At 69.6% G+C, this 18,390-nt stretch carries 14 protein-coding genes; 8 read left to right on the forward strand and 6 right to left on the reverse strand.

Annotated elements, in window-relative coordinates; all coding sequences use genetic code 11:
- Positions 1-5 precede the first annotated feature (5 nt).
- Genes ABD108_RS11410 through ABD108_RS11435 form a run of 6 tightly spaced genes read left to right on the forward strand, consistent with a single transcriptional unit; the run spans position 6 to position 7,792 of the window.
- Positions 6-1,085, forward strand: a complete 1,080-nt coding sequence (locus ABD108_RS11410) for a 3-oxoacyl-ACP synthase III family protein (protein WP_305111414.1) — start codon at positions 6-8, stop codon at positions 1,083-1,085.
- Entirely contained in the window at positions 1,082-1,954 is an 873-nt protein-coding gene (locus tag ABD108_RS11415; protein WP_343930344.1) for a hypothetical protein, read from the forward strand. The genes ABD108_RS11410 and ABD108_RS11415 overlap by 4 nt, the downstream gene beginning before the upstream one ends.
- Positions 1,955-1,965: 11 nt before the next feature.
- Positions 1,966-3,960 (forward strand): asparagine synthase (glutamine-hydrolyzing), encoded by a 1,995-nt coding sequence (gene asnB / locus ABD108_RS11420; protein WP_220659566.1) that lies wholly within the window; start codon positions 1,966-1,968, stop codon positions 3,958-3,960.
- Positions 3,944-4,858 (forward strand): SDR family NAD(P)-dependent oxidoreductase, encoded by a 915-nt coding sequence (locus ABD108_RS11425; RefSeq protein WP_343930345.1) that lies wholly within the window; start codon positions 3,944-3,946, stop codon positions 4,856-4,858. Before asnB ends, ABD108_RS11425 begins: the two co-directional genes overlap by 17 nt.
- Position 4,859: 1 nt before the next feature.
- On the forward strand, positions 4,860-6,281 hold the full coding sequence (locus ABD108_RS11430) for a cytochrome P450 (RefSeq protein WP_220659564.1): 1,422 nt from the start codon (positions 4,860-4,862) through the stop codon (positions 6,279-6,281).
- The gene (locus ABD108_RS11435) at positions 6,278-7,792 is read left to right on the forward strand and encodes an MFS transporter (RefSeq protein ID WP_220659563.1); all 1,515 of its coding nucleotides are present in this window, start codon (positions 6,278-6,280) and stop codon (positions 7,790-7,792) included. The genes ABD108_RS11430 and ABD108_RS11435 overlap by 4 nt, the downstream gene beginning before the upstream one ends.
- Before the next feature lie 22 nt (positions 7,793-7,814).
- On the opposite strand, the gene ABD108_RS11440 is transcribed toward ABD108_RS11435, so the two are convergent.
- On the reverse strand, positions 7,815-8,690 hold the full coding sequence (locus tag ABD108_RS11440; protein WP_343930346.1) for a LysR family transcriptional regulator: 876 nt from the start codon (positions 8,688-8,690) through the stop codon (positions 7,815-7,817).
- 90 nt (positions 8,691-8,780) lie between these two features.
- On the opposite strand from ABD108_RS11440, the gene ABD108_RS11445 reads away from it, so the two are divergent.
- Both ABD108_RS11445 and ABD108_RS11450 read left to right on the forward strand, forming a co-directional pair.
- Complete coding sequence (locus tag ABD108_RS11445; protein ID WP_343930347.1) at positions 8,781-10,181, forward strand: malate:quinone oxidoreductase; 1,401 nt, start codon at positions 8,781-8,783, stop codon at positions 10,179-10,181.
- 63 nt (positions 10,182-10,244) lie between these two features.
- Complete coding sequence (locus tag ABD108_RS11450) at positions 10,245-10,688, forward strand: lipoprotein LpqH (protein WP_343930348.1); 444 nt, start codon at positions 10,245-10,247, stop codon at positions 10,686-10,688.
- Here the strand turns inward: ABD108_RS11450 and ABD108_RS11455 are convergent.
- The 5 genes from ABD108_RS11455 to ABD108_RS11475 form a co-directional block, all read right to left on the reverse strand.
- Positions 10,685-11,416 (reverse strand): MBL fold metallo-hydrolase, encoded by a 732-nt coding sequence (locus tag ABD108_RS11455; RefSeq protein WP_343930349.1) that lies wholly within the window; start codon positions 11,414-11,416, stop codon positions 10,685-10,687. The genes ABD108_RS11450 and ABD108_RS11455 overlap by 4 nt on opposite strands.
- Positions 11,413-13,614 carry a 1,4-alpha-glucan branching protein GlgB gene (gene glgB, locus ABD108_RS11460; RefSeq protein ID WP_343930350.1) on the reverse strand — a complete coding sequence of 734 codons (2,202 nt, stop codon included), beginning with the start codon at positions 13,612-13,614 and terminating at the stop codon, positions 11,413-11,415. Before glgB ends, ABD108_RS11455 begins: the two co-directional genes overlap by 4 nt.
- Complete coding sequence (locus tag ABD108_RS11465) at positions 13,614-15,614, reverse strand: alpha-1,4-glucan--maltose-1-phosphate maltosyltransferase (protein WP_343930351.1); 2,001 nt, start codon at positions 15,612-15,614, stop codon at positions 13,614-13,616. The genes glgB and ABD108_RS11465 overlap by 1 nt, the downstream gene beginning before the upstream one ends.
- Before the next feature lie 62 nt (positions 15,615-15,676).
- Positions 15,677-17,710: an ATP-dependent DNA helicase gene (locus ABD108_RS11470; protein ID WP_343930352.1), complete on the reverse strand. Its 2,034-nt coding sequence runs from the start codon at positions 17,708-17,710 to the stop codon at positions 15,677-15,679.
- 28 nt (positions 17,711-17,738) lie between these two features.
- Positions 17,739-18,380: a GntR family transcriptional regulator gene (locus tag ABD108_RS11475; protein WP_220659556.1), complete on the reverse strand. Its 642-nt coding sequence runs from the start codon at positions 18,378-18,380 to the stop codon at positions 17,739-17,741.
- Positions 18,381-18,390: the final 10 nt, after the last annotated feature.

Here is an 18,390-nt window from a genome sequence, read left to right on the forward strand (position 1 = left end):
GCGTCATGAACAACAGCTCACTGGATTCCGGGAGTCTCAGTCGGCCCCGGCCGCGAATCGAATCCATCGGCGCGTTGATTCCGTCCGAGGTCGTCACCAGCACGGACCTCGTGAATCAGCTCGCCGTGGACAAGAAGCCCCCGCTCGAGGCGGTGACGGGAATCGTGGAACGCCGCCGCGCGGCCCCGTCCGACACCAGCCTGGACCTGGCGCTCGCGGCAGCGCGCGATGCACTCGAAGGATCTCGGTACGAGGCGGCGGATATCGACCTGATCATCAGCTGCTCGATCACCCGCATGGTGAGCGTCTGGCGAACCCAGTTCGCACCGTCCCTCGCGGCGGTCATCGGAAGGGAAATCGGTGCGAGCAAGGATGCGCTGACCTTCGACGTGGCGAATGCGTGCGCGGGAATGGCAACGGGCTTGTTCCTGGCGGATCGAATGATCAAGACCGGCAGGGCGACTCGTGCCCTGGTCGTGAGTGGTGAGCGGATCACTCTGATCACCGACACCGCTGTGCGAGAGATCAAGGATTCCTACGATCCGCAGTTCGCCGCGCTCACGGTGGGAGATAGCGGGTGCGCCCTGGTGGTCGACGGAGAGGGCACCGAGCCCGATCAGATCGAGGCCATCTCGCTGGCCACCGCCTCGGAGGCGGCCTCGCTGTGCGTGGCGCTCCCGAGTGATCGCTCGGAGGGCATCGCGATGTACACCGATAACAAGCGGATGCACAGCGAGCGGCGGTACACCCAGGCCATGGAGTTCGTCCAGCACGGACTGGAGGGACTGGGAACCACCATGGCCGATGCCGACTACGACTATCTGATCCATCACCAGTTCAGCCTCGTGGCGTTGAACTACATGCGTTCGATCGGTGAGGAGAAGGTCTTCAACGGCACCATGCCGACCGAGCTGAACGTGATGCAGTTCCTCGGGAACACCTCGTCGACCGCTCTGTTCCTGGTGCTGTACCACCACATTCGGAACGGGACCGTCGAGCCGGGCGATCGGCTCCTCGTGGTGCCCACCGCATCGGGCATGGTCTACGGATTCATTTCACTGCGCGTCGGAGAGGCAGTCGCATGACGGACATCGCAATCGCCGGGCTCGGGGTGATCCCCAATGCCACCAGCTACGTCGCCTCGGGTGCACGGGCATTGACGGCCGCACTGTTGGACGCCGGGATCGACGGTGACCAGCTCGGGCTGCTGATCAATGCCGGTGCCTCCCGCGATATGAACATCAGTGAGCCGGCCGTGGCCGCCCTGATCCAGCAGGAGGCCGGGATCCATCCCGCTTTCGATCCGGACGCCGATACCTCGATCCTCACCTTCGATCTGCTCAACGGCGGTCTCTCTTTCGGTACCGCCGTCTCGCTGATCGGGGACATGATCGAGATGGGCGACATCGAATACGGCGCCGTTGTCGTCGGCGATGTGCATCCCAGTATGAATCCCTTCTTCAAGCCGAATTTCCCTTTGGTGAGTGATGTCTTCGCGGCCGTGATCGGACCGGGGGATTCGACCGTTCTCGAGGTGGCCACACCTCAGCGCGCTTCGGACGACATCAGTTCCGAGGTCTACGCGGAGCTCAACGGTGCCGGTGCCGGCGCCCGCAGCAGCGTGGTCGTGGACCTGCACGAGTTCGATGCCGGCTACTTCAATGCCGTCTCGGCCGCCATCGGGGCGCTCAGCGTGGACCCCACGGAATCGGTGATCGTGGCTCCCTGGCCGGCGGCTTCGAATCCGGCCTTCCGCACCGCTTTCGGCGAGGTGGATGTGCGGATCGTGAACCCGTACGAGCGCACGGACGGCAAGCAGTACTACACGGCCGCGCCCGTCGCGGCACTCGAGCACGCGCACCGTGCCGGGATCGACACCACCGTTGCGACCGTGCTCGCGCCCTCCGCTCCCGGCGCGGATGTCTCCGTGGTCGCCGAGAGCCGGATCGGCTGAGGGAGAAGACCATGTGCTCCATTGCGGGTATCTACTCCCGGGACCTCCAGGCGGACGGATTCCGTGATCGACTCGAGGCGATGAATTCCGCTCAGCGGCATCGGGGACCGGACGGTGCCACCATCTGGCACGACGGACCCATCGGGTTCGGACACACCCGGCTCGCCATCGTGGGCGTGTCCGACGGTGTGCAACCGAGTTTCACCGAGGACGGCTCCATCGCGGTCATCTTCAACGGTGAGATCTACAACCACCGCGCGCTGCGGGCCGAGTTGGAGCGCAAGGGGCACCGGCTCCGCGCCGCGTCGGACACGGAGGTGATCGGTCACCTCTACGAGGAGTACGGGGCGGACTTCGTCCGCAGGCTCGACGGTGACTTCGCCATCGCCCTGTGGGACGGCAAGACCGAATCGCTCCTCCTCACCCGCGATCGGGCGGGCGTGAAGCCGCTGTACGTGTCGGCGGAAGACGGCCGGATCGTCTTCGCCTCGGAGGCCAAGGCGATCTTCGCGAGCGGTCTGGTGGAGCCGGCGGTCGATCCGCAGGGCCTGGCCGACTGCCAGTTCTACGGTCACACCGTGGCTCCGCACACCTTCTGGGCGGGCGTGCAGGAGGTGCGGCCCGGCACCACCGTCACCTACGTCGACGGTGAGAAGCAGGACGAGAGCACCTATTTCCGGCCCTTCGACCTCGGCGTCACCGAGCGGACCGCCCATCGCGGCGAGGAGGGGCTCGCCGACTACCAGCGGGCCTTCGACGAGGCCGTGGGCAAGCGCATCCCCGACGAGGTCGAATGGGGGATCGCGCTCAGCGGCGGCCTGGACAGTTCGGCGATCGCGGGGGTCGCGGCGGCACGGCACGGTGAGCGGCCGCTCACGATCAGCGTGGAGGTGGTCGACAGCCATCTCGACGAGACCTCCGATTCGCAGCTGGTCGCCTCGCACCTCGGTGTGCCGAACATCGAAGTCCCGGTGACGGGCGAGCGGATGTCCGAGCTCGCCGAGGAAGCGGTCTACCACTTCGAGTCACCGTTCTGGTACGGCATCGTCGCCACCCCGATCCTCGACCTGATGGACACCGCACGCGAGCGCGGCCTGAAGGTGATGATGAGCGGCGACGGCTCGGACGAGACGCTGGCCGGGTACGACTTCTACCGCCTGTTGCGGTTGCGCCGAATCCTGCAGCGGCTGCGCCTGACCCGTTTCGAACCGTGGTTCTGGCGCCGGACCCTCAAGTGGTTCGGTGCGCCGATCGGTTTCGAATCCGAGGTGGCCGCGATCAACGAGACCCTGGACGCGGTGGAGGCCGAGTTCGGGCACGTCCCCGCCTGGATCTACATGTGGACGGCACTCGAACAGCGCATGCGCGGCGTCTCGCGCACACCGCTCCCGGCGCACTCCTCGCTGCCACGGCCCACCTCGACGGTCGGGCTGCACCGCCAGCTCTCCTACGAGGCGTACACCCGGCTGCCGCACTGGGTCCTGTCCATCTCGGACCGGCTCGGGATGGCCCGCAGCATGGAGCTCCGGGTGCCCTTCCTCGATCGCGATGTCCTCGATTCGGCTGCGCAACTGCATCCCTCGCTGATGCTGCACGGCAACACCGAGAAGTACGCGCTGAAGAAGGCGGTGCGGGACGTGCTGCCGCGCCGCACCACGGCACGGCGCAAGAAGCCCTTCATGACGCCGATCGGGTCCTGGTACCTGGTGGACGAGAACGGCCCCACCGAACTCGTCCGGCGGCACATGTCGCGGGCCCGGCTCGAAGAGGTCGGCCTGTTCGAGCCCGACGCGGTGGCGCGGTTGCTCGCCGATGTCGCCCGCAATGACGGGAGCTGGGCGGCGGTGACCGCGGAGTGGGCGTGCCTGTCGATTCTCGCGACGCAGATCCTGGTGCAGCAGTACGTGGTCGAGCGGCGTTTCGACTTCCCGGCCGTCCGGGCGGAGAGCGACATCGTGACCACGCCGAACGAGAAGATCGGGGCCGACGGTGCCGCAGCCACGTAGCGGCGGCGACCGCTCCGACACGGCCGTGGTCACCGGGGCATCGCGGGGCATCGGCCTCGCGGTGGCCCACCGGCTGGCCCGGTCCGGCCACCACGTCGTCCTGACCTCCCGCCGCCTCGAGGACGCGCAGACGGCCGCGGACCGGGTGTGCGCCGCGGTGGGCGACGATGCCGCGGCCACCGGTGCGGCGCTGGAGCTCGGCGACCGCGACTCCATCGCCGAGTTCGCCACCCCGCTGGCGCGGGACGGCGGACTCCGTGTCCTGGTGAACAATGCGGGGATCGCGCCCACCTCCACCGAGTACACGAAGGAGGGCTTCGAGCGGCACACGGCGGTGAACGTCCTGGGGTCCGTCCTGCTGACCGAGACACTGCTGCCGCGGCTCGCCGTCAACGGCCGGGCCGGCCTGTTCGGCATCTCCTCGTTGTCGAACGTGGTCGCCACCCGTTCGCGGATCCGGCGGTCGCTGACGCCCGGCGATCTGCCGCGGCCCGTGCCCTTCCTGCACTACGCGGCCTCCAAGGCGGCACTGCACCTGGTGCTGCGGCACTACCGCCGCCGCGCGGAGCAGCAGTCCCTCGACCTCACGGTGGGGTCGATCTACCCGGGCTTCGTGGACACCTCGATCTACGACGAGTACTCGCTCGCGGTCCGGCGGGCGATCCGGCTCGCCGCCGTCTCGCCCGATCGGTCGGGCGAGGTGGTGGCCGCGATGCTGGCCGACGGACCGCGGGGAGAGTTCTACCGCGGCGCCCAATGGCCGTTGCTGCAATCCCCGGTCACCCGCTCGGACGATTTCGCGGCCCACGTCCATGCGCTCGCGTGCGATGCGCTCGGCATCGAATCCGCGTGGGCCGCGGAGGTCGCCGGGACCGGCGCCGCTCTCGGAAAGGACTGACGTGTATCGGATCGAGGAGAACCGCAATGTCTGGCCGGTGGCGCCGAAGCAGGTGGGCCGCCGCGTTCCGATCATCGGTGACATGACCCGGGGATCGGTCATGTCACCCATCGGTCGCCTGGTGGAGACCACCACGCCGGGCCAACACGATGTCTTCGGCATCCGCTTCTTCGGCCAGAACTACGTGTTCACCGGAGAGCCCGATCTGGCCGCCGAGGTGTGCGACGACGTGCTCTTCGAAAAGGCGCACGCCCCCTCGCTGTACGCCCTGCGGGAGTTCATCGGCGACGGTCTGTTCAGCGCCTACAACGACGAGTCCGCCTGGACCGACGCACACGAGTTGTTGGCACCGGCCTTCTCCCGCGAGGCGATGCGGGCCTATCACGACACGATGTGCGATGTCGCGGACGAGCTGGTGGTCCGGTGGCGGGCGACCGACTCCGTCGACGTCTCGCACGAGATGACCCGCGCCACCTTCGAGACGATCGCGCGCGCGGGTTTCGGGCGGCCCTACAACCTGCTCGTGCCGAACGACGACCGCTCGCATCCACTGGTGCGGGCATCGGAGGTGCTGCTGCGCACTTCCCTGGTCAAGAGCGCCGTGCACGCGCTCCCCGCCGGCGGACTGATCGAGCTCGGTGCCGACCGCTACGCCGCGAAGCACCGGCGGTTCGCCCGCGAGCACCTGGGCGGCATCGTCGACGAGATGCGCCGCCGCGGACCGGAGCGCAACGGAACCGACCGCGCCACGATGCTCGAACTCATGGTGCACGGCTCCGAGTCCCGCCCCGGTCTCGACGGTGAGAGCGCCTTCTACCAGTTGCTCACCTTCCTGATCGCGGGCCACGAGACGACATCGGGAACGATGGCCTTCGCGCTGTACTACCTCAGCCGGGACCGCGAGCTGCTGGAGCAGGCGAAGGCCGAGGCCGATGCCGCGTTCGAGGCGACCGGGGAGGGGCGCGACCTGGCCTTCGAGGCGGTGCCGCGCTTGCGCTTCCTGCGCAGGGTGGTCGACGAATCGCTGCGCATGTGGCCCACGGTGCCGGGTATGGCGCGCCAGCCCAAGCACGATCACATCCTGGGCGGGCGGTACCGGATGCGGCCCGACAACTGGGTGGTGCTCTTCTTCCATCATCTGCATCGCCATCCCGATGTCTGGGACCGGCCGAACGCCTTCGACCCCAGCCGGTTCGAGAGCGCGGCAGTGCGCGCACGGCCCGCACACGTCTACAAGCCCTTCGGCACCGGCGCACGTGCCTGCATCGGCCGTCAGTTCGCCATTCACGAGGCACTGGTCATCCTGGCGCGGCTGCTCCACGAGTTCGACATCGAGAGCGACCCGGACTACCGACTGCGGGTCGACGAGCGGCTGACCCTGATACCGAAGGACTTCCGCCTCAGCCTGCGGGACCGGCAGTGAGCTCACCGTCGGCCACGGCGTCGCGGATCGCCATGGCCACGATGATCGGCTGCTCGCTGGTGGTGATGCTCGACAACACGATCATCACCGTCGCGCTACCGACCATCGCCCGGGAGTTCGCCCTGACCACGGCACAGATGCAGTGGGTGGTGGACGCCTACACGGTGGTCTTCGCGGGCATGCTGCTCACGGCGGGTGCCGTTGCCGATCGGTTCGGGAAGGTGCGCGTCCTGGTCGCCGGGATCGCCCTGTTCACCGTGACCTCGATGGTGATCCCGTTCGTCTCGGGGTTCCTCGGCCTGGCCGGGGGACGTGCCGTCCTCGGTCTGGCGGCGGCGATGGTCTATCCACCGACGCTCGGCATCGTCGTCGATCTGGCCACGCGCGGCACCGACGAGGGGGCCGACCGGGACCAGCGCCGCGCGTCGGCGTTGGCGCTGTGGGCCACCGCCGGCGGACTGGGGGTCGCGTGCGGCCCGATCGTCGGTGGGCTACTGGTGGAGCACTTCGGCTGGCGCTCGGTGTTCGTGATGAACGTCCCGCTGGGCGTGGGCGCGATGCTCGCGCTGTGGGCGGTGCGGTCCACGCTCGCCGACGCGACGACCGAGACCGAGGAGGCTGCGCCCATCGGGCCGGTCAGCGCGGTCTTGTCGGTGCTCGCGATCGGCACCATGGTGCTCGCGGTCATCGAGGCCCCGGCGGACGGCTGGACCTCTCGGGAGAGCGTGAACCGTTACGTCATCGCGGCCGCCGTGGGCGTGCTCTTCGCCGTGCAACAGGCCAGGACCTCGCGGCCGATCGTGCCCTGGCAGGTGTTCCGGGGCATCCAGATGCGCTGGGGCTCCGCGGTGATCTTCCTGTGCTTCGGGCTCCTGTTCGGTCTCGTCTTCATCCTGGTGCTGTACTTCCAGATCGTCCGCGGTGCATCGCCGCCGGCGGCCGGAGCGATGTTGCTGCCCTTCGCCGCCGGGATGGCGGTGGCCTCGCCGCTGGGACCGGTGCTGGGCCGGCGTACCGAGTGGCGGGTGCCGATCATCGCCGGTCTCACGGTCATGGCGATCGGCTTCGCGCTGTTCCGGAGCACGCCGTGGGAGGGCTCGTACTGGGGCTACCCGTTCTTCGGGCTGCTCGTCCTGGGCGTGGGCTTCGCGGTGGTGCAGGTCCCCGCCACGGAATACATCATGAACTCGGTGGCGCCGCAGCAGTTCGGGATCGGTTCGGCGGTCAACGATACGAGTCGCGAGCTGGGCGGGGCGTTCGGCGTCGCGATCCTGGGCTCCGTCTTCGCCACCGCACTCGCGAGCCGGGCCGGTCTCGGTGGCCGCGGCGATGCGATGGGACTGCTGCTGGAAGCCGGGCCGGACACACCCGGTAGTGCGGTGGTCCTGCAGGAGTACTTCGTTCCGGCGATGCAGACCTGTCTGCTGATCGCGATCGTCGCGGTGGCCGTGACGGCGGCCTGTGCGGCCGCGCTCCTCATCCGGTCCCGCCTCCTGGCGAAGGTGATGTGAGCGAACCCCGTTCCGCTGGGGCTCAGCGCGCCACGATGTAGTCGTGGAGGCGGCGAGCCGCGGGCGTGAGCAGGGGTGTGGCGGAGGCCAGCGCGACGGCCCTGCGGTGGTCGCCGGCCAGCGGTACCTCCACCACATCCGACGGTGCGCGGTCGTCGTGGGGGAGTAGGGCGACGCCCAGCTCCCGCGCCACCAGTTCGCGGATCGTGGTGAACTCGGTGACCTCGAATGCGACATCGGGTGCGAATCCCGCCTCGGCGCACCACCGTTCGGTGGCGCCGCGCAGGTGGTAGCTGGCGGGGTTCGCGATGAAGGTCTCGGCCGCGAGATCGGCCAGATCGACATCGGCGGCGCCCGCGCACCGGTGTCCGCGCGGCAGGACCGCGAGGATCTCCTGTGATCCGATCAGGGTGCAGTGCAGGTGCTGCGGTGGCGGGATCACCACCGCGAGATCGAGCCGTCCCGATTTCAGGTCGTCGGCGAGCTCCGATCCGTGTGCCTGTTTGAGCACCACGGAGATTCCCGGATGCGCGGTGCGGAAGTCGGAGATCAGGTCGGGGATCCGGCCGGTGCCCATGGTGAGCGGGAAACCGAAGCGCACGGTGCCGTGGTCGGCATCGGCGGAGCCGACCGCCTCGGCGATGGCGAGGTCGATCTCGCGAAGGGGTTGCCGCAGGCGCCGCGCCAGATCGAGTGCGGCGGGTGTGAGCCGGACGGTACGCCCGGCGTGCACCAGCAGGGGCAGCTTGAGATCCGTTTCCAGGGCGTGGATGCGGCGGCTCATCGACGATTGGGGCACGCCCAGGGCGGCCGCCGCGCGGGTCATGTGCCCGTCGTGCTCGGCCAGGACGACGAGCGCCTGCAACTGCGGGGTGAACAGGCCCGACCATTGATCCATTTCCTGATCATATCGCCGCAATGCTTCATTGGACGGAACATAGGTCGCGGCGAGAAGCTGCAGGCACAGCAACTCGCGAAGGAGAATCCGATGACCCACTCCACCACCGAAGGATTCGACGCCGATCTCGTGCTGATCGGCGGCGGCATCATGTCGGCGACCTTCGGCGCCATGCTCGCCGACCTGCGGCCCGATTGGCGGATCGTCGTGCTCGAGCGCGGTGACGCGCTCGCCGAGGAGAGCAGCGGCCCGTGGAACAACGCCGGCACCGGCCACACCGGATACTGCGAACTCAATTACATGCCCGATCCGGCCGATGCCGCGAAGCCGCTGCACATGGTGGAGCAATTCGCGCTCACCCGCCGGTGGTGGGACCGGCTCGTGGCGCAGGGCCGCCTCGACGGCGAATTCCTGCACTCCACCCCGCACCTGGACGTGGTCTTCGGCGACCGGGACGTCGAGTACCTGCGGCGCCGCTTTGACACCCTGCACCGACACTCCGAGTTCGCGGCGATGGAGTACACGCAGGACCCGGCCGTGATCGCGGACTGGGCTCCGCTCGTCATGGCCGGCCGGACCGGTGCCGGGGAGGCGCTCGGTCCGATGGCGGCCACGCGACATCCGGGCGGAACGGATGTGGATTTCGGGGCGTTAACCCGGGGGCTGACCGCGATCATCACCGAGGCGGGCGGCGAGGTGCGCTTCGGTCACGAGGTGCGCCGCGTCAAGCGGAGCCTGGCGGGGTGGACGGTGCGCGGCCGTAACGCCGACGGGCGGTTCGAGATCCGCACGCGGCGCGTCTTCGTGGGCGCGGGCGGTATGGCGCTGCGGCTGCTGCAGAGTGCGCGCATCCCGGAGGTCCGCGGATACGCCGTGCTGCCGGTGGGGGCCGCCTTCCTACGCTGCTCCGACCCGGACGTGGCGCACCGTCTCGATGGAAAGGTGTACGGGCAGGCCGCGATCGGCGCACCGCCGATGTCGGTGCCCCACCTGGACCGTCGGTACGTCGATGGTGCCGATCACCTGATGTTCGGCCCGTACGCCACGTTCAGCACCAAGCTCCTCAAGCGCGGCCGGCTCACCGATTTCTTCACCACGGTGCGTCCGGGCAACCTGCACGTGATCGCGGCGGCCGCGTTGCAGAACCTCGCCCTCGTGCGGTACCTCATCAGCGAGCTCCTGGCGGGCAAGCGGAAGAAGTTCGCACAGTTGCAGCGCTTCTACCCGGATGCCGATCCAGGGCAATGGGAACTCATCGCCGCGGGCCAGCGTGCGCAGCTGGTGACGCCCGATCGTCGCCGGATCGGCGTGCTGCAGCAGGGAACCGAGCTCGTCAGCGGTGCCGACGGCACCATCGCGGGCCTGCTCGGCGCCTCGCCGGGGGCGTCGACAGCGGTCCCGATCATGGTGGACTTGCTCGACCGCTGGGGCATCGAGGCACCGTCGTTCGCGACTGCAACCGAACCCGCTGATCCGCTTCGCGCGGGCTGATCCTGTGGTCTTCTCTCCTCGGGCATCCGCTCGAAATCGGTTCTGTGCCTAAGGAGGCTCGCTATGAATCGCACTCTTCTCATCGTCCCGGTCGCCGTCTTCGCCGCGGTGGGGCTCACCGCCTGCGGGGGCGGTGGCGGCTCGGATTCGAGTTCAGGGAGCTCCGGCTCCGGCACCGTGGTGAAGGTCGACGGCAAGGACCTGTCCGGTGTGGACCTCAGCTCGGTCGGCTGCGCGAAGACGAGTAACACCATCGCGATCGGCTCCGGCGGCGCGGGAGGTGGTGTCGGAGCCACCCTCACCGACGGCAACCCGCCCACCGTCCAGACCGTGGGCATCACCGTCGACGGCAATGCCCTCGCGGTGGGCCCGGGGGTCGGCGACGCCACGGTGAAGGTCGACGGTAAGCGCTACACGATCACCGGGAACGCGCAGGGCGGCAACATCTCCAATCCCATGGCGGGCGTGACGAAGAAGTCCTTCGAGATCTCCGTGACCTGCAACTAGGTGCGAGCCTGCGCCACCGCGTCGGCGGGGCTCCCGTGCCACGGTTCGCCGTGGCCGGGGGCCAGCAGGCCGGCGTCGAGCGCTGCGATCGCATCCAGTGTGGCGACGGTGCGCGGCAGGTCATGGCTGAAGAACTCGGGAAGCAGCTGCGGCCCCGTCGAACCCGAGAGCGGATGGCCCGTCACCAGGGCGTCGCCCGTGGCCACGACACCGCCCGGCAGGAGGAATGCGGTGTGGCCGGACGTGTGCCCGGGGCAGGCGACCGGTACCGGGGCGCCCGGGAGGTCGAGCGCGCCGCCGGACCCGGGGGAGAAGGGCTGCGCATAGGGCATGTCCACATGCCCCAGCACGCCGACCCGCGTCACATCGGCCAGCCAGCGCAGCGTGCGCGGCCGCCACGCGATGGGCAGGATGTCCAGTGGCGCCGCCTGCTCGTGCACCTCGCCGCGCGCGTGCGCCACCTCGTCCGGATGCGCCAGGACCGGGGTGCCGTAGCGCTCGTGCAGCTTCGCGACCCCACCCACGTGGTCGATGTGCGCGTGCGTCACCAGGATGGCGCGCACGTCCTCGGGACGCCGCCCGATCGCGCGCAGCGCCGCCTCCACCCGGTCCACATCGCCGGACCAGCCCGCATCGATCAGCGTGACATCCGCACCGTCGACCAGTGCCAGGAAGTTGACGTGTGTGCCGGTGCCGAACCAGACGCCCTTCTCGAGCTCGCGCATCATGCGCCGTCGAAGGTGAGCCAGACGGCCGCGTTCGGGCCGAGCACCACCTCGGCCGATGCCGGCCGGCCGTGCCAGGAGCGCGTGTCCGCCGTGACACCGCCCATGTTCCCGGCGCCGGTGCCCGAGTACTCGGCGGAGTCCGTGTTGAGGATCTCCCGCCACGAGCCGGCGAAGGGCACACCCACGCGGTACCGCTCGTGCGTCTGGCCGGCGAAGTTGTACAGGCACAGCACCACCGAACCGTCGCTGCCCCAGCGCAGGAAGCTCAGCACGTTGTTCTGCGAATCGTTCGCATCCACCCATTCGTAGCCCGACGGGGTGGTGTCCTGGCTCCACAGCGCGGGGTGGGAGCGGTACGCCGCGTTGAGATCCCGGGTGAGCGACTGAATCCCGGTGTGCAGCTCGCCCTCCCAGCCCTCCAGGCAGTCCCAGTCCAGGCTGCGCTCGTCGGACCACTCGCGGACCTGCCCGAATTCCTGCCCCATGAACAGCAATTGCTTGCCGGGGTGGCCCCACATGTAGGCCAGCAGGGCCCGCACGCCGCAGGCCTTGGTGTGTGCGTCGCCGGGCATCCGGGTCCACAGCGTGCCCTTGCCGTGCACCACCTCGTCGTGACTGATCGGCAGCACGAAGTTCTCGCTCCACGCGTACATCAGCGAGAAGGTGATCTCGTGGTGGTGGAAACTGCGGTGCACCTGATCGCGCCCGAGGTAGCCCAGGGTGTCGTGCATCCACCCCATGTTCCACTTCATCGAGAAGCCGAGCCCGCCGAGGTCGGTGCGCCGCGTGACGCCGGGCCAGCTCGTGGACTCCTCCGCCACGGTGACCACGCCTGGGAAAGTCTTGTGCACCGTGCCGTTCACCTCCTGGAGGAACTCGACCGCCTCCAGGTTCTCCCGGCCGCCGTACACGTTCGGCGTCCACCCGCCATCGGGCCGCGAGTAGTCCAGGTAGAGCATCGAGGCCACCGCGTCCACCCGCAGGCCGTCCACGTGGAACTCGTCGAACCAGTAGAGCGCGTTGGCCACCAGGAAGTTCCGCACCTCGCGGCGCCCGAAGTCGAAGACGTAGGTGCCCCAGTCCAACTGCTCGCCGCGCTGCGGATCGCTGTGCTCGTAGAGCGGGGTCCCGTCGAACCGGGCCAGCGCCCAGGCGTCCTTGGGGAAGTGCGCCGGTACCCAGTCCACGATCACGCCGATCCCGCGCGAATGCAGCACGTCCACGAACTCGCGGAACTCGTCCGGGGTGCCGAAGCGCGAGGTGGGTGCGTAGTAGGAGGTCACCTGGTAGCCCCACGACCCGCCGAACGGGTGCTCGGCCACCGGCATCAGCTCCACGTGGGTGAACCCGGTCTCGGTCACGTAGTCGGCGAGTTCGGTGGCCAGCTCCAGGTAGGTCAGTCCCTGCCGCCACGAACCCAGGTGCACCTCGTAGGTGCTCATCGGCCGATCGGTGGGGTTCTGCCTGGCGCGCTCGGCGATCCACGCGGCGTCGCGCCATTCGTGCCGGCTGTGCGTGACGATCGAGGCGGTGGCCGGGGGCACCTCGGTGCGCCGCGCCATCGGATCGGCCTTCTCCACCGGGCCGTTCTCGGTGAAGATCCGGAACTTGTAGGCGGCACCGTCGGCCACCCCGGGGACGAAGACCTCCCACACGCCCGACGAACCCAGGGTGCGCATCGGGTAGGACTCGCCCGCCCAGTACTCGAAGTCCCCGATCACGGTGACGCCGTGGGCGTTCGGTGCCCACACCGCGAACGACGTGCCGGTGACCTCGCCATCGGGGGTGGTGTAGCTGCGCAGGTGCGCGCCGAGCGCCTCCCACAGTCGTTCGTGGCGGCCCTCCGAGATGAGGTGCTGATCCATCTCGCCCACAGTCGGGAGGAAGCGGTAGCCGTCGGCCACGATCACGCTGCCCGCCGGGTACAGCACCTCGTAGCGGTAGTCGGCCAGATCGGTGATCGGCACCTCGGTGCCCCACAGGGCGCCCTCGAGACGGGCCAGCGGATAGCGCTCGCCGCCGATCACCGCGGCCACCGCGGTGGCCCCCGGCTTGAGCGCGCGCAGCACGGTTCCGCCCACCGTGGCGTGCGCCCCCAGAATCGCATGCGGATCGTGATAGCGGCCGGTCAGCAGGCGCGCGGCCACCTCCGGGTCGACGGCCGCCGCGGTGCTGCGGCCCGCGGTGTTCTCGCTCATCATGCCTCCCGGTAGGACAGGTTCTCCCGCGCCTGCGGGCTGAGCTGGGGCAGCACCAGTATGTGCGCCACATTGCGCCACGGCTCCAGCCGCACGAAATCGGCCTGGCCCCAGTGGTACACCTCGCCGGACACCTCGTCGCGCACCGGGAACCGCTCGTGCCAGTCCAGGCCCAGCGCCGGCAGATCGAGCCAGACCACGCCCGACTCCGCGCCGAACGGATTGAGGTTCACCACGATCAGCACCAGATCGCCGGTGACCGCATCGTGCTTGCTGTACGCGATCAACGCCTCATTGTCGACGTGGTGGAAGTGCAGGTTGCGCAGCTGCTGCAGAGCGGGATGCCGTCGCCGGATCTCATTGAGCCGGGCGATCCACGGCTCCAGCGATTCCCCGCGGCTCTGCGCCGCCTTGTAATCGCGCGGGCGGAGCTCGTACTTCTCCGAATCGAGGTACTCCTCGCTGCCCGGATGCACCGCCTGATGCTCGAACAGCTCGAATCCCGAGTACATGCCCCAGCTGGGGGACAGGGTCGCCGCGAGCGTCGCGCGGATCGCGAACTGGCCGGGGCCACCGTGTTGCAGGCTCTCGTGCAGGATGTCCGGCGTGTTCACCCACAGGTTCGGCCGGCACACGTCCGCCTTCGCGGCGTGCTCGCGGGCGAACTCCTCGAGCTCCCATTTGGCGGTGCGCCAGGTGAAGTAGGTGTAGCTCTGCGTGAAACCGGCCTTGGCGAGGCCGTACATCCGGGCCGGCCGGGTGAACGCCTCCGCCAGGAAGAGCACGTCCGGATCGACCTTCTTCACCTCGCTGATCAGCCAGAACCAGAAGTCCGGTGGTTTGGTGTGCGGGTTGTCCACCCGGAACACCTGCACCCCGCGCTGCACCCAGAACAGGGTGACCCGCAACAGTTCCCGGTAGATGCCCACCCGGTCGTCGTCGAAGTTGATCGGGTAGATGTCCTGGTACTTCTTCGGCGGATTCTCCGCGTAGGCGATGGTGCCGTCCGGGAGCACCGTGAACCACTCCGGATGCTCCGCGGCCCAGGGGTGATCGGGAGCCGCCTGGAAGGCCAGGTCCAGCGCGACCTCCATGCCCAGATCGCGCGCGCGTTGGGCGAAGTGATCGAAATCGTCGAGCGAACCGAGCGCCGGATGCACCGCATCGTGCCCGCCGGTGGCCGCGCCGATGGCCCACGGCGAGCCCACGTCATGGGCCTCGGGGGTCAGAGTGTTGTTGCGGCCCTTGCGGTTCACGGTGCCGATCGGGTGGATCGGCGGCAGGTACACGATGTCGAAACCCATATCGGCGATCCGCGGCAGATCCTCGGCGGCGGTGTGGAAGGTGCCGTGTACGGGGTTGCCCTCGCCGTCCCAGCCGCCGGTGGACCGCGGGAACAGTTCGTACCACGAGCCGAACAGCGCACGGCTGCGGTCCACCCAGATCCGGTAGGTTCGCGATTTCGTCACCAGATCCCGCACGGGATTCTCGTCCAGTACCCGGGTGATCTCGGGATGCAGTGCAGCACCGGTCCGTTCGACCAGGCTCCGTTCGTCATCGCGCAGTGCGGACGCCGCGGCCAGCACGGACGGCCGCGCCTCGGCGGGCACCCCGTCGGCGGCGCGATCGAGCAGCCGCGCACCGAGCTCCAGATCGTTGGCGAGCTCGGCGGGGCCCTGCCCGGCGGCCAGCTTCTTCTGCACCGCGTTGCGCCACGTGGCCACCGGATCGGACCAGCCCTCGATACGCAGCGACCAGTAGCCGGTGAGATCGGGGCGCACCAACGCGTGGAAGCGGTCGGGCTCGGCGGCCGGGGTCATGCGCACCGTCTGCCCGGTGCCGTCGGGACCGGTGAAGACCACGGTGGCGGCCACGGCGTCGTGACCCTCGCGCCAGACGGTGGCCGAGACCGGCACCACCTCGCCCACCACGGCCTTGCCGGGGTACTGCCCGCACGACACCACGGGTTCGATGTCGTCGATACCGATGCGCCCTGTCACCCGGTCAACGGTAGTGCACCGCCCGGCGCGGCGGGTGGGTACCGAGGCCCCGCCCGGACCGTTCAGGACTCGGCCAGGCGCTGCAACGCCGCGACCGCGGTGTCCCGGTTCGCCGTCTCCCAGAACGGCGGCAGCGAGGCGCGCAGGAAGCCGCCGTAGCGGGCCGTGGCGAGCCGCGAATCGAGCACCGCGACCACGCCGCGGTCGTCGGTGGAGCGCAGCAGCCGGCCCACGCCCTGCGCGAGGAGCAGTGCCGCGTGGGTGGCGGCCACCGCCATGAAACCGTTGCCGCCGCGCGATTCCACGGCGCGCTGGCGCGCGGTGAGCAGCGGATCGTCGGGGCGCGGGAAGGGGATACGGTCGATCAGCACCAGCGACAGCGACGGTCCCGGCACGTCCACGCCCTGCCAGAGGCTGAGCGTCCCGAACAGCGAGGTCGCCGGATCGGCGGCGAAATCGCGCACCAACTGCCCGGTGTTGCCCTCGCCCTGGCACAGGATCGGCGTATCGATCCGCTCACGCAGCGCCTCCGCTGCGGCCTTCGCCGCGCGGGTCGAGCTGAACAGCCCGAGAGTGCGACCGCCGGCGGCCTTGATCAGCGTCTCGATCTCGTCCAGGACCGCCGGATTCGTGCCGTCGCGTCCGGGTGGCGGCAGCTTCGTGGCCACGTAGAGGATGCCGGAGCGGGCGTAGTCGAAGGGCGAGCCCACATCGAGGTGGCTCCACTCGATCGCCGCGTCCGGCTTCTTGCCGGACGCCAGATCGGGATCGCGCTCGGCCTCCGTGCTGCCCGCGCGGGGCAGGCCCCAGGAACCGGCCACCGTGTCGAAGGCGCCGCCCACCGCCAGGGTCGCAGACGTGAGCACCACCGTCGACTCCCCGAACAACCGGGTGCGCAGGAGTCCGCCCACCGACAGCGGGGCCACGTGCAAGGTTCGGCGGAATCCGCCGCCGCGCACCGGAACATCGGAGGTCCACACCACATCGCGCCGTTTGGACTCGTCGGGTTCGTCGAAGGCGGTGAGCACCCGGACGGCGGTGTCGTGCACCTCGTCGAGCGCGGTGATCGCGGCGCTGCGGGCAGCGGCCGCATCGGGATCGAGGTTGGCGCCGCGCGCCGGACCCACCGCGGTGCGGGTGGCCCATGCGGCGTCCCGGACGGCGGCCAGGGCTGGTCCGGCACCGTCGGGCAGGCCGAGCCAGCGCCGCGTGCCGCAGTCCTCCAACAGACCGGTCAGTCCCTCGGAGGCGGCGACCAGCGCGTCGGCGATCTCCTCCTCGACCAGCTTGCCGGCGCGGCGCGCGGCCGCGGCCACCGTGGTCCCGGTGAGTTCCGCGGTGGCCACCGAGGTCACCCGGTCCACCAGCTCGTGCGCCTCGTCGACCACCACGGCGTCGTGATCGGGCAGCACGTTGACCTCGGTCATGGCATCGATGGCCAGCAGCGCGTGGTTGGTCACCACCACGTCCACCTGCCCGGTGCGCTTGCGGGCCGCCTCGGCGAAACAGTCCTGGCCGTAGGTGCAATTGGTGGCGCCCAGGCATTCCCGCGCGCCCACACTCACCAGTCGCCACGACTGATCGGAGACCGCGGGCGTGAGCTCGTCGCGGTCGCCGGTCTCGGTATCGCTGCTCCACTCGCGGATCCGCTTCATCTCCCGGCCCAGCCGCGAGGCGGCGAACGGGTCGAAGAGCTCCTCGCTGTCGGGCTCGGAGGCCACCGAGCTGTGCAGCTTGTTCAGGCACAGGTAGTTGCCACGGCCCTTGAGGATGGCGAACTCGGGCTCGCGCCCCAGGTCCTTCTTCAGCGCCTTCGACAACCGGGGCAGATCGCGGTCCACCAACTGCTGCTGCAGCGCGATGGTCGCGGTGCTCACCACCACCGTCTTGCCGGTGGTCACCGCGTGCCGGATCGAGGGCACGAGGTAGGCGAGCGATTTGCCGGTGCCGGTACCCGCCTGCACGGCGAGGTGCTCGCCGGTGTCCAGGGAGTGCGCCACCGCCGCGGCCATCCGCACCTGCCCGTCGCGCTTGCTGCCGCCGAGCGCGGAGACCGCGGTGTCCAGCAGTTTCGGCACGATCGGCGGTTCAGTCACCGCGAGGAGTCTACCGGTGGGCGCGCGGCTACAGAGCGGGCGCGCCGGTGCCGTAGCTGTCGCGCTGGTGGGCGTCGAGCAGTTCCGCGAACCGGACCCAGTCGCCCGCGACCGCCGCGTCCAGCACTGCCCGGTGGTCGGCGAGCACGTGGTCGGGATCGCCGGATATCCGGCCGGCGTGGGTGGTGAGGGAGAAGCGCTGGCGGTCGCGCAGCCGGGCGTAGGTCGCCGACATGAGCGAGTTGCCCGCGAGGTCCACGAAGGCCCCGTGGAAGGCCATCGCCGCCTCGGCGAAGGCGGCGAAATCGCCCGACCGCAGCGCCCGCTCCTGTGCCGCCAGGTTCTCCGGCATGCGGTCGGCCAGCTCCGCTCGGCCGGCCGCATCGGATTGCAGGACGCCGGCCGTCTCCAGCGCGTGGCGCAACTGCGCCGATTCCCGGATCTCCTGGGGCGAGAGGCCCTGCACCTGTGCGCCGCGCTGGGCGTAGATGCACACCCAGCCCTCCTCCTGCAGCCGGGTGAGCGCCGCCCGGACAGGGGTGCGGCTCATCGCCAGTTCGGCAGCGAGAGCGTTCTCGCTGAGCATCGTTCCGGGCGCGAAATCGCCGCGCACGATCGCGTCGCGGATGTGCGTGTGGGCGCGCTCGGCAGCACTGGCGGCGTCGGCCATCGGCGTCTCC

It is taken from the genome of Tsukamurella strandjordii, from assembly GCF_039525985.1.
GTDB classification, from domain to species: Bacteria; Actinomycetota; Actinomycetes; order Mycobacteriales; family Mycobacteriaceae; genus Tsukamurella; species Tsukamurella strandjordii.